The organism is Peptoniphilus sp. HCN-40583, from assembly GCF_037892835.1.
In the GTDB taxonomy this organism is placed as follows: Bacteria; Bacillota; Clostridia; order Tissierellales; family Peptoniphilaceae; genus Aedoeadaptatus; species Aedoeadaptatus rachelemmaiella.
Genome location: NZ_JBBKBU010000006.1, coordinates 62,760 through 74,776, shown reverse-complemented (window position 1 = coordinate 74,776; position 12,017 = coordinate 62,760). Strand labels below are relative to the sequence as shown.

Genomic DNA, 12,017 nt, shown 5'->3' with positions numbered 1-12,017 from the left:
TGAAAAGCGACCCGAGGAACGTGGAGCCCCACGAACCGGGTCGCTTTTTTAATCCAATGGTTTGGCGAAAATCATTTTTCCCGCCGAGGTTTGAAGCATACTGGTCACTTTGCAGTCCACATTGTGGCCGATGTAGTCGATGCCGTTTTCCACGACGATCATGGTGCCGTCGTCCAAATAGCCCAGACCCTGTTTGTCCTGACTGCCGGGCTTGACGACGAAGACATTGATCTTCTCGCCGGCGACGAAGACGGGCTTCATGGCATTGGCCAAGGCATTGATGTTCAACACCCGTATGCCCTGCACGTCCGCCACCTTGTTTAAATTATAGTCGTTGGTCACCACCACGCCCTTCACTTCTTTGGCCAAGCGCAGAAGCATGGTGTCCACTTCCGTTATATCGCCGTAGCTTTTTTCCAGAATTTTAATTTTATAGCGACTGTCTTCTTGGAGCTTTTTCAAAGCATCCAAGCCCTTTCGGCCCTTCGCCCGACTCATGCCGTTTGAAGAATCGGCGATGCCCTGAAGCTCCCGCAAAACGAAGTTCGGCACAACGATGGGCCCTTCAATGAAGCCCAGCTCGATTATATCGACGATGCGCCCGTCGATAATCACCGAGGTGTCCAAAAGCTTCGGTACGCCCTGTTTTTTATCGACGCTTTTCAATTTCACAGCGCCGCTTCCCTGGAGAAAAAGATTCCGAATGGATGTGGCAATTTCTTCCCTTTTAAAGAGCATAATCCGTATGCCCAGCACCCCTAGTACGACATAGATAATCAGAGATAAAAAGCTGCTGATGTAATCGATGTTCAGTCTGTAGATGGGCAGGGAGACGAGAAAGGCAATGATGATTCCGATAATCAGACCGAAGATGCCCCAAAAAATATCCGATGCAGGCACGTCTTTCATTTCTGATTCGACAAAACCTACAAACCGCCAAAGCGCCCCGTAAGCGTATTTCCCGAGAATAAAAAATAAAATGGCAAATAAAATAAAAATAACCACGGGAATCGCTGCAGGGGGAATCAGGCGGCCCAGTATTTTCATGGCATTCAAATCGCGCAACAGTCTTAAGACCAGGCGTGCGACGGCCAATCCCAAAAGGGTAAAGAGCAGTCGGAACGCCCAGTGGAAGATGCGATTGGATCGAATTCCCATGGGCACCCTACTTTCTTTCTTCAATGTCCTTCAAACATCCGTCCGCCATGGTTTGATCCACCAGCTCCACCACTTCGTCGAAAGACTTGTCGTAAACGAGGACCATTTCGGACAATATAATTTGCCGGGCCGTGTTAAGGATTTTACGTTCCCCCGTAGAGAGGGCTTTTTCTCTGTCTAAGCTTTCCAGATTTTTAATGACCTTGGCAATTTCTTCCAGGTCGCCGGTTTTAATCTTGTCTTGATGGAAGCGATAGCGCCGATTCCAGTTGGTCGGCATTTTTTCCTTCCCGGGATCCTTCAATACCTCCAAGACTTTGTCCATTTCTTCCGGTGTTTTTATATCGCGAATCCCTACATCGCCCATGCTGCCCAGGGGAACCAACACTTTCATTTCGTTTACGGGAATTTTCATGACGTAGTATTCTTTTTTCTCTCCCAAAATGACTTTGGTCTCGATATCGACGATGATGCCGGCACCGTGTACGGGATAGACGATCTTATCACCTATTTTAAACATAGCTTCCTCCTCTCCTGCCTATATTCTATTTAATTATACCATAATCAGAAAAATTTAACATACTATCACATACGGGATAGGGTTTCAAGTGATTTTGTAAAAAGTTTCTCTTCGAGGGACGGGTTTTTCCGCAAAACATCTTCTTCTTTTATTTCTCTCTTCCTGATTTTTCCGCGGTTCGCCATTCAGGCAAGCTTGTCTTTCACAGGCTCCCGCCAATACAATAAAACAAATAAAAAACGGCACAAAGATCCATGCCTTTATGCCGATGGCGTGTAAGGACTTAAACGAAGCCCTTTTCTTCTATTATAAACATTTCCACGGTCTTTACGGGCTCTCACACCAACTCACGGAGAGGCTCAAGAGATTTTAAATCCTCCGCCTCGCCTAAATCATCTTCACATAAAGGCAGGTCATGTCGTCAACGATGTCTTCGTAAATGAAATCGTCAAGTGTCTGTTGAATTTCCGCCAGGGGATCGTCGCCGATTCGGCTGAACAAATCCCGCAAGGCATCTACGCCGTACTGCTTTCTGCCCCGACTGCGGCATTCCGTAATCCCGTCGGTGTAAAATAATAATTCGTCGCCTTTTTGCAAATAGGCGCTGCGGCACTCATAAAACGTCGCCTCCACCAATTGCGTCACGGGAAAGCCCGCGTTCATCAAGAGCCGCACGTGGCCGTTTCGCTTTAATAGGGGCGGGCAATCGTGGCCGGCATTGGCATAGGTGAATTTCCTGTTCTTTTTCGAGTACACGCCGAGGAACATGGTGAAGTACATGGTGTCCGGCGGATTCAGCTCCCGGAAGCGATGCACCAGCCCCATCATGGCCACGGTGGGATCCACCAAAATCTCCGGATCCATGTTCCGCATCGTTTGGGAAATAAATAAGGTCGCCATGGAGGAAGCGAAGCCGTGGCCCACGGCATCGGCCATGTAAATGGCTGTGTGGTCTTCGTCGATTTCAATAATGTCGAAGAAGTCGCCGCTTAAAATTTCCGCCGGTCGGTAGAAATAGTCTGTATAGAAAAACCGATCGTAACCCCGCTGGGGCAAAAGGGCCCGCTGAATGGAGGCGGCACTCATTTGCTCCTCGATTAGGGCGCGATTCTTTTCGATCAACTCCACCTGAAGCCGCTTTTCCACGCTCTTGTCGCGAAACACTTCGATGGCGCCGATAATATCTCCGGCTTCCGATCGAATGGGATTGGTTTTTACGGAATAGTAGGTTTCGCCGATGTAGGTCTCCCGCTGAATGTTTTCGCCACTTCCAAGGGCGCGGGCCGTCATGCGGTCATCGTCGTGCTTTCCGTCTCTTTCGTTTTTCTCCAATACTTTTTCCATGGCATGATTATAGTAGACCACGCGATTGTCCTTGTCCACGACGCGAATTAAATCGGTCATGGTGTCCAAAAGCTTGGTCTCGATTATGTTGTTTGGAATTTCGCTCTTTCTCATGCCTGCCTCTTTCCCCTGTTAGGGCCTGGGACCGTAGTATTGGTAGTAGTCTGTCTTGATCTTTCCGTTGTAAAGCTTGCGCTTTCTGTCCGCCTTCTTGCCGAAGCCGTATTCAAAGCCTTCGTCCGCCGTAATAATGTAGTGGCTCCATGTGGGCAATGCTTTCGCCAATTGACCCAGCTCACGATTTAGTGCCATGACCGACTCTTTGTCTTCGATCCTGACGCCGTAAGGGGGATTGGTAATGATGACGCCGTAGTCTCCGGCCAGGTCCAGCTGCGCGATGTCTTTTTCCCTTAAGGTCACGTCGTCTAAAAAGCCCAGGGAATCCAAATTAATCCGCGCCGCTTCCAGGGCCTTAGGATCTATGTCGAAGCCGTAAAGCTCCAATTTGCTGTCGTAGTCGATCATTTCAAAGGCTTCTTTTCGCATGGCCTTTTCATTGGTCCCCTCCAGGTTCCAATACTCAAAGTCGAAACGACGATTCAGCCCCGGAGCGATGTTTCTGCCTAAAAGAATCGCCTCGATTAAAATGGTGCCGCTGCCGCAAAAGGGATCCACGAGCATACGGTTTTTGTTCCAAAAACTGAGCTGCACCAGCCCCGATGCCAATGTTTCCGTTAATGGCGCCTTCACCGAGCGCTTTCTGTAGCCCCGATCGTGAAGGCCGTCGCCGGATGTGTCGATATAAATCGTGGCCAAGTCGTCGACAATTCGCACGCCGATGCGGTAGCGTGCCCCGTTTTTTTCAAACCATTCGGTTTTGTAGCGAGTCTGCAATTTGTTGACCACGGCTTTTTCCGTGATTCTTTGAATATCCGACAAAGAAAAGAGTTGTGATTTTTTACTCTTGGCCTCGGTAATGAAATTCGCCGTCTTGGGCATAATGTCCGGCCAAGGCAAATCGTATACGCCGTCGAAAAGCTCCGTAAAGCTTCTCGCCTCAAAGCGGGCAAGCACCCAGTGCACCCGCTCCGCCGTGCGCAAATGTAAATTTAATCGACTGATGTCTTCCGTCTTTCCTTCCATGGACACAAGGCCGTCTTGCACGCGAATGTTTTTCATGCCCAGAGCCTGAGCTTCCCGTTTCAAAACGGCTTCCATGCCGATGTTTGCCGTTGCTTCCAAATAAATCATAGAACACCTCCACACTATTATACTAAATTACACCTCATTTGAACATGATTCCCCGAAAAGGCGGAGCTAAAAGATGAAATCACTGTGGTTTTTTTGAAATAATGGGTATATAAACATCGTAAAATAAAACTAAGAATTACTGGGAGGTAATGATTCATGACAAAATTAACCGAAACCGTCAAATCCGGCGACTTTAAGAACGAAAAACACGTTCCCGAAATCGAAGCTTCTTTCGAAGGCGGCTTCGTTAAAGTTTCCGTTGCCGTCGGCAAGGAAATCGAACACCCGAACACATTGGAACACCACATTTCTTGGATCAAAGTCTTCTTCAAGGCTGAAGGCGCTGCAGCACCTGTGGAAATCGGCAGCTATGAATTCAACGCACACGGCGAAAGCGACGTCTTTACTGTTCCCGAAGTCAACACCTGCTTCAAGAGCGAAAAGAAGGGCACCGTTTACGCACTGAGCATGTGCAACATCCACGGCCTCTGGGAAAATGTCGTTGAACTTTAATTGACGATCAGTGATCTGATCCGACGCCTCCTTTCGGGGGCGTTTTTTGTTGCCTTCATCGACTCAAAATGTTTCCATTAAAAACCCCGAGATTCGGAATTTCCGAGCCTCGGGTTTTCTCTTTTACAGGATTGACGGTCGTGCGCCATAGCTATTGTTTTAATTTCTTTTCGATCCACCCGAGAAACACATCGGATAGGATGGCCATCAGGGCCGTGGGAATGGCACCGGCCAAAATAATGGCGGAGCCGTTGGCCACCGTCGTGCCCCGGGTAATAATATCGCCCAGGCCCCCGGCGCCGATAAAGGTGCCGATGGCGGCGACGCCGATGCCTACCACCAGGGCGTTGCGTATGCCGCCCATGATGACGGAAATGCTCAGTGGAAATTCCACTTTCATCACCTGTTGCACTTGGGTCATGCCCATGCCCCGTGCCGCATCGATGATGCCGGGATCGATGGCGTCGATGCCGGTAATCGTATTTTTAATAATGGGCAAGAGGGCGTACAAAAACACGGACAAGACCACGGTGTTTGCGCCGATGCCGATGAGCATCATTAAAATGGCCAACATGGCGAGCCCCGGTATGGTTTGAATGACATTCACGACTGCCATGACGATGTTTCTGATTTTTTCTCTCCCTGAAATGAAAAATCCCAAGGGAATGCCCACGATGCAGGCAAAGAGCACGCCGTAAATGGCGATAAGGAAGTGGCGGGAAAATTGTTCCGCAATGTAGTTGAAGTTCGTGGCGTAATAATTTATGAGTTCATTAACCATTGACTTCACCTCGGATTCGTTCCAGTTCCTTTTGATCGACCTTCACATCGTCGAAGTAATTGTTCGCTTTTAAAAATTCCTCGGCTACGACTTGGGGCTCCATGCGGTCTTCCGATGCCAATTTGTTTAATTCCTGCATTTTTTCGGAAGAGATGGTTCCCTTTAATTTCAGTAAAATTCCGATGAGCTCCGGATGCTTCTTCAGTATCTCCACCGAAGCCACGGGAGAACAATCGTAGGCGGGGAAAAGCTTTAAGTCGTCTTCCAAAAGCACGAGATCATAGGAATTGATTCGCCCGTCGGTGGAATAGCCCAATACCACATCCATGTTTCCGCCGGATAAGGCGGAATAAACGAGACCGATGTCCATGGCATAAAAATGCGGAAACTCAAAGCCGTAGGTAGCCTTGAAGGCTTCGTAGCCGTCGCCGGGCCGTTCCACCCAGGAGGAATCCACGCCCACTTTCACCTCGTCGGCGATGCCTTTCAGTTGAGACACTTTCGTTAAGTTGTGGGCGCGAGCAAAGTCTTTCGTCACCATAAAGGCGTAGGTGTTGTCGAAGCCGTAGGACGGAAACCAAATTCGGTTAAACTTTTTTAAATAGCTTTCCCGCACCGATTCCATGGCCTTTTCCGGATCTCTTTCCGGCACCATACCGCATTCTCCCGTAAGGGACGTGCCGGTATACATGCCGCCGACCACATTCAGTGCTTTTTTCTCCATGGCGATGTGGGTCATGGTGGTGGAGCCCAGATTTTTAACCTGACTCACCTTTAAATCCGTGTTGTGCTCCACCATTTGGGTGACGATCTCCGCCAATACCTGTCTTTCCGTGTAGGTGCCCGATGCGACGATGACGTCATTGTCTACGGAAGATGAGATGCCCGGCAGAGAACAGGCCGTCAAAAGGAATGTAAAACAAATCAGAAGAAGCTTTTTCATGTTCTTCATCTCATTCACCTCCCTTGTATGGCGACAACCGCTTTTCCAATTTCCCGAACAGGTAGTCTGTTAAAAGGGCGAGCACGGTAATGGGAATCGTGCCCCAAAGAATCATCGGCGGCACGTAATTGTTGAGTCCGTTAAAGATGAAGTCTCCTAATCCCCCGGCACCCACATAGGCGGCCAGGGTGGTCCATGCCAGAACATAGACCGCCGACAGGCGGATCCCCGCCATGATCACCGGCAGGGCCAAGGGAATCTTTACTTTCGTCAAAATTTGCCTTTCTTCCATGCCCATGCCTTTGGCCGCATCCACGGCCGACGGGGTGACGGAGGTGAGGCCTAAAAAGGTGTTTCGCAAGATGGGCAGCAGGGAGTAGATAAACAGGGCGGAGACGGCCGTCTTCTTTCCCACACCAAATATGGGAATCATCATGGCGAGAAGGGCAAAGGAGGGAATCGTCTGAAGCACCGACGCCACGCCCATGACGCCCTTTGAAATCTTTTCATACTTTGAAAGCAAAATGCCCAATGGCACGGCGACGAGAATGCCCAAGGCCAGGGAAATCGCCGAAATAGACAAATGCTCCAGCAATTTTTCGCCGATGAGGCGATAATTTTCCGCAAAGAAATTAATCATCTGCATCACCGCCGATAATATTGTTGTAAATTGTATCGACGACGGAGGCGCGGGTGACGATGCCTACCAATTTTCCCTTTTCATCGACGACGGGCAGGTTTCTATAGCCCAACTCCACGATGAGGTGAATGGCTTCGATGATTTTCGTCGTGTTTTTTATGGAGACGGCATCGTTCATAATTTCCGAAACACGGGTATCGATGCGGCCAAGCCTCCCTAATTCGAAAATACCCACGACACCTTTCAGCGTATTTTTCCTGTCGGTGACAAAGAGGGTGTCCACTCGTTTTTTCCGCATTAATTTCAGGGCCTCCCGCGTACTTTCCCCCTCATTAATGAAAGCAGGGTCGCGAATCATAATGGTCTCGACGGAGTTGTAAGAGGTCTTCGCCTTATTTAAATTATCTTCCCCCAACAAGCCGCGAACGTAGTCATTGGCCGGGTTTTTTAAAATATTTTCCGGCGTATCGTACTGCACCATGTGGCCCATGTCCATAATTAAAATGCGATCCGCCAGGTTTAAGGCTTCATTCATGTCGTGGGTTACGAAGACCACGATCTTCCCCATTTCTTTCTGTATGTTCTTAATTAAATTTTGCAGCGCCTCCCTGGTAATGGGATCCAGAGCCCCGAAGGGTTCGTCCATTAAAATAATGTTTTGATCTGCAGCCAGGGCCCGCACGACGCCGATGCGCTGTTGTTGGCCGCCGCTCAGCTGGCTCGGGTACTTATCCAAATACGCCACCGGCAGATCGACTTTTTGAATCAAGGCCTCGGCGATGTCTCGCTTTTTCTCTTCATCCCACTTTAAAAGGGACGGGACCAGGGTGATGTTTTCATAGATCGTCATGTGGGGCAAAAGACCGATCTGCTGAATGACATAGCCGATTTCTCTTCTCAGCTTCACCGGATTTTTCGTCATAATGTCTTCGCCGTCGATGAAGATTTTTCCCTTCGACGGCTCGGTCATGCGATTAATCATACGCATAATCGTCGTCTTCCCCGATCCCGAGGTGCCGATGACGCAGATAAATTCCCCGTCATTTATTTTAAAGCTTATATTTTCAACGGCCGTTTGGGTTTTATAAATCTTTGCCACGTCGACAAATTCAATCATGTGTTGCCCTCCCATTCTTCTCTGAACTTTCTTTATATTATTATTCATACCCTTTTGAATACTGTATTCTCTATTTTATGGCCTTTTTTCTTAGATAAAGCGTTTGGGGCATCCTTGAATCACAAAGCCACTGTGCTTTTTGCGGAACGGGACCGTTTCATGGCATTAAAAAACTTCAACCGAATCGATGATTCGTCGGTTGAAGTTTCTTTTATTTCAAAGTCGGTCGTATTTTCTTTTAAGACACGGCGTAATCCCGCATGTTTTCCATGGCGATGGCCACGGTAGACGAATTGTGCAGGAAGGACGAGGTCGTATTGGTAATGACCTCGAAGTAGCCCAGTGCGATTAAAAGAGAATTAAACGAGATGATCTTGCGGTAATCCCGTTGAATTCGTGCTTGCAATTCCTTGGCGATCTTCACCACTTCTACAATGGAGGCCAAGTCGTCGCTGCCGATGGCGATATCTGCGATTTCTCGGGCGATATCTGCGCCTTTATGCATGGCAATGCCTACATCGGCGCCGGACAGGGCCACGGAATCGTTGATCCCGTCGCCGATCATGACAACTTTTCTGCCCATGGCTTTTTGCGATTGAATGTACTCCGCCTTGTCCTCGGGAAGGACTTGTGAGCGGTAGTAATCCAGACCCAACTCATTGGCCACGAAGCGTGCGGAGTTTTCCGCATCGCCGGTCAGCATGGCAATGTTGGTAAATCCTAATTGACGCAGGGCATCCACCGTTTCTTTCGCATCATCGCGAATGGGATCGGCAATGCACAGCACGGCAATTAACTCGCCGTCATACGCCAGATACAGAAGGGAATAATTTTCCTTGAGCTCTTCGATAACGGATTCTTTCGCCGGGGGCAGGTGCACATTTTCGTCATCGAAAATAAAGTGCGCCGAGCCGATGAGGGCGGTTTTTCCGTCGATCTTCGAAGAAATGCCGTGTGCCACAATGTATTCCGTCTCGGAATGCATTTCGTCGTGACGCAAATTCCGTTTAATGGCTGCATCTACAACGGCATTGGCGATGGAATGGGGGAAGTGTTCTTCCAGGCAGGCGGCAATTCGAAGGCATTCATCTTCCGAATGGCCGTCGAAGGCAATGACTTTTTCAACCGTCGGCGTAGACTTGGTCAACGTCCCGGTCTTGTCAAAGACAATGGTATCCGCTTGAGCTAAGTTTTCCAAATACTTGCCGCCTTTTACCAAAACGTCCATTTGTCCGGACTGGCTCATGGCTTTCATAACGGCAATGGGGATCGTCAGCTTCAGTGCGCAGGAAAAGTCTACCATTAGGAAGGCCTTGGCCTTATGCACAGAGCGGGTCAGGGCATAGGAAATAATCGCTCCGAGGAAGGAATACTTCACCAGAGAATCCGCCATGTTTTCCGCTTTTTTCTGTGCCATGGATTTATTCTTTTCGCTTTCGCCGATCATCTTAATGATGTTGTTGATGCGGCTTTCATTGTAAAGTTTTTCGGTCTTTACGTGCAACATGCCTTCTTCGAGGACCGTGCCCGCAAAGACGGTTTTGCCTTCTTCCTTTTTAACCGGCACGCTTTCGCCGGTGAAGGAGGATTGGTTTACCGTACCCACACCCTTGACGATGGTGCCGTCTACGGGAATGGTGGTACCCATGGTAACTTCTACAACATCGCCGATGGTGATGTCGCGAAGGTTTTTGACGTATTTTTCTTCTCCGTCTACGACAAAGACCTTGTCGATGTTTAATTCCAAGGTGCGAACCAAATCGCTTTGGGATTTCTTCAAGGTCCAATCTTCCAATTTTTCGCCTAAATTCAACAGGAACATAATGGAAGAGGCCGCGCCGAAGTCGTTTGTGGCCAGGGATACACCGATGGCCGCAGCGTCTAAAACTTCCACATTGAGCTTGCGTTCGTAAAGTGCGACCAAGCCACGTTTAATAAACCTGGATGCCCGCACCAAGGTCACGATGGTTCCCAAGGGGTAGGGCAAAAAGTTTTTCATGACGAAACGCACTTCGAAGGCGTCGCGCACGATGTGGAACAATTCTTTTTCTTCAAGGGGAATGTAGCTCGTGTCCTCGATTTCGAAATCATCTAAGGACGCGAGCTTCAAATCTAACAGGGTGCGACAAGCTCTTTTTAATCCGGCGTCATCATCGTGATTGACGATGATGCTGCCGGATACGGGAGATACTTTCGCATAAGATACCCCGGGCACTTGCTCCAAAAGATACTTGATCTTGTTGGCCCTTTCATAAGACAGTTGGTACTTCGTAGAAAAACGCGTACGACCCGGGATACGATGGGCAATGGCGACCTTCATCTTATTCCACTACGTCGCAGGCGACACAGTCAGATTCTTCTGCCGCTTTTGCTAAATCTTCAGCCGTTTCTTTTGCTTCTTCAGCTTCTCTTTTTGCTCGTTCGTCTTCTGCTTTTTTGACCTTTGCTTCAGCAACGACATCTTCGGCGTTTTCTTTCGCCTTTTCGATGGTCTTGTCGATGCCTTCTTTGACCTTGAGGCCTCCACTAACGGTGGAAACTGCTAAGTTCTTTACTGCATTGGATTTGAGAATTTTGTCTCCGACTACGCCAAGCACAACGCCGGCGCCTAAACTGATTAACTTCTTTTTCATAATAATCACCTCTTTGTTCCGTATCATATCACCTTTATTATCATTTATCAATACTATTTTTACAATTTCTTAAAATAATTTTTGCCTGCTATGTACAACTATCGGTAATCTACTTATTTCCAACGTTTTCTTATATACAATTGTTTTGCGTTTTTAGGAATATTTGCCCTTTATGAATTGCTAACTGATATTGATAGGCGTCATCCTATATGATTTCGACTTTGTACCTTTATTTCATTCGAATCCGTATCCGGTGCACGCTCGTCCAAAGGGTCGTAAAATTTATATTAAAAGATAAATGCGATCATTTAGCCCTTTTTGCTTCTGTACGTTTTTCCGCACCGTCGCTTCTTTTCCCTTTCTCGGTCGTAAAGTTTCATCTTATGAAATTTTTTAAACGATAATTATACTCATCTTATCAACTTAAAAAATCGACGATTTCTCGTCGATGCTTTATTGGCCGTAGCTCTTCAGTTTTTCGAGAACTTCATCGATTTTCTCTTCGGGAATGAATTGAATGGGCTTTTGCGTCGCTAAGGCGGTCATATACATAAAGGCGCAAAATTCCAAGTCCCGAGTCAGGCCCATGGCTTCTTTTAAATTTTTCCCGCCGGCGATGAGGCCGTGATTGGCGAGGATCACCGCTTTAGACGTATCACCCATGGCGTTTACCGCCGACCGGGCCAAGGCTTCGGTGCCGAAAGTTTCGTATGGCGCAAGAGGCACAGTTGCAGCCCCCGACGATGCGATTAAATAGCTGATCGGTCCCAAATCTTCACCCAGAGTGGAAAAGGCGCTGATGTAATTGCTGTGGCAGTGAATGAGGGCGCGAATATCGGGGCGGGCGCGGTAAATCGCCGCGTGCATATGCCATTCCGAGGAGGGCTTACGCTCGCCGCCTAAAATATTGCCCTCTAAATCCATGCGTACAAGGTCGCTTTTTTTAAGGCTGTCGTAGGCCATGCCCGACGGCGTAATAAAAAAGCTCATGCTGTCGTCGCTTCTGACGGATAAGTTTCCGCCGCTGCCGAAGGTGAATCCCTCTTTTACCAAGGTCAGGCCGTATTGAATGAGGTCATTTCTGTCCTTTGTTTCCATAATTATTTAAGTCCTCCTT

Annotated in this window: 12 protein-coding genes; 1 reads left to right on the top strand and 11 read right to left on the bottom strand. The window is 48.3% G+C overall.

Translation table 11 applies throughout. From position 1 onward, the window contains the following. Positions 1-48 precede the first annotated feature (48 nt). The 4 genes from WKT05_RS03400 to WKT05_RS03385 all read right to left on the bottom strand — a co-directional run bounded on the left by WKT05_RS03400 (position 49) and on the right by WKT05_RS03385 (position 4,273). A complete protein-coding gene (locus WKT05_RS03400) occupies positions 49-1,158 on the bottom strand; it encodes a PIN/TRAM domain-containing protein (protein ID WP_340412904.1) in 1,110 nt (369 codons plus the stop codon). Between the two features lie 7 nt (positions 1,159-1,165). Then, the gene (locus WKT05_RS03395; protein WP_215507912.1) at positions 1,166-1,678 is read right to left on the bottom strand and encodes a CarD family transcriptional regulator; all 513 of its coding nucleotides are present in this window, start codon (positions 1,676-1,678) and stop codon (positions 1,166-1,168) included. A gap of 387 nt (positions 1,679-2,065) precedes the next feature. Then, positions 2,066-3,136 carry a SpoIIE family protein phosphatase gene (locus WKT05_RS03390; RefSeq protein WP_340412903.1) on the bottom strand — a complete coding sequence of 357 codons (1,071 nt, stop codon included), beginning with the start codon at positions 3,134-3,136 and terminating at the stop codon, positions 2,066-2,068. A gap of 18 nt (positions 3,137-3,154) precedes the next feature. Beyond that, positions 3,155-4,273 carry a THUMP domain-containing class I SAM-dependent RNA methyltransferase gene (locus WKT05_RS03385; RefSeq protein WP_215507908.1) on the bottom strand — a complete coding sequence of 373 codons (1,119 nt, stop codon included), beginning with the start codon at positions 4,271-4,273 and terminating at the stop codon, positions 3,155-3,157. 156 nt (positions 4,274-4,429) lie between these two features. Between WKT05_RS03385 and WKT05_RS03380 the strand changes: the two genes are divergently transcribed. Continuing rightward, complete coding sequence (locus WKT05_RS03380; protein ID WP_340412902.1) at positions 4,430-4,786, top strand: desulfoferrodoxin family protein; 357 nt, start codon at positions 4,430-4,432, stop codon at positions 4,784-4,786. Positions 4,787-4,937: 151 nt separating this feature from the next. Here WKT05_RS03380 and WKT05_RS03375 read toward each other — a convergent pair whose 3' ends face one another. From WKT05_RS03375 to WKT05_RS03345, 7 genes are all read right to left on the bottom strand, one after another. Next, the gene (locus WKT05_RS03375) at positions 4,938-5,567 is read right to left on the bottom strand and encodes an ABC transporter permease (RefSeq protein ID WP_215507903.1); all 630 of its coding nucleotides are present in this window, start codon (positions 5,565-5,567) and stop codon (positions 4,938-4,940) included. Then, on the bottom strand, positions 5,560-6,519 hold the full coding sequence (locus tag WKT05_RS03370; RefSeq protein WP_340412901.1) for an osmoprotectant ABC transporter substrate-binding protein: 960 nt from the start codon (positions 6,517-6,519) through the stop codon (positions 5,560-5,562). Before WKT05_RS03370 ends, WKT05_RS03375 begins: the two co-directional genes overlap by 8 nt. A 1-nt stretch (position 6,520) precedes the next feature. Beyond that, positions 6,521-7,150, bottom strand: a complete 630-nt coding sequence (locus tag WKT05_RS03365; protein WP_215507894.1) for an ABC transporter permease — start codon at positions 7,148-7,150, stop codon at positions 6,521-6,523. After that, on the bottom strand, positions 7,143-8,267 hold the full coding sequence (locus WKT05_RS03360; protein WP_445323177.1) for an ABC transporter ATP-binding protein: 1,125 nt from the start codon (positions 8,265-8,267) through the stop codon (positions 7,143-7,145). The genes WKT05_RS03365 and WKT05_RS03360 overlap by 8 nt, the downstream gene beginning before the upstream one ends. A 238-nt stretch (positions 8,268-8,505) precedes the next feature. Then, the gene (locus tag WKT05_RS03355; RefSeq protein WP_340412899.1) at positions 8,506-10,587 is read right to left on the bottom strand and encodes a heavy metal translocating P-type ATPase; all 2,082 of its coding nucleotides are present in this window, start codon (positions 10,585-10,587) and stop codon (positions 8,506-8,508) included. Between the two features lies 1 nt (position 10,588). After that, positions 10,589-10,900, bottom strand: coding sequence for a DUF6110 family protein (locus tag WKT05_RS03350; protein ID WP_215507888.1), 312 nt, complete (start codon positions 10,898-10,900; stop codon positions 10,589-10,591). Between the two features lie 453 nt (positions 10,901-11,353). Further along, positions 11,354-11,998 (bottom strand): class II aldolase/adducin family protein, encoded by a 645-nt coding sequence (locus WKT05_RS03345; protein ID WP_340412898.1) that lies wholly within the window; start codon positions 11,996-11,998, stop codon positions 11,354-11,356. Between the last annotated feature and the right edge of the window lie 19 nt (positions 11,999-12,017).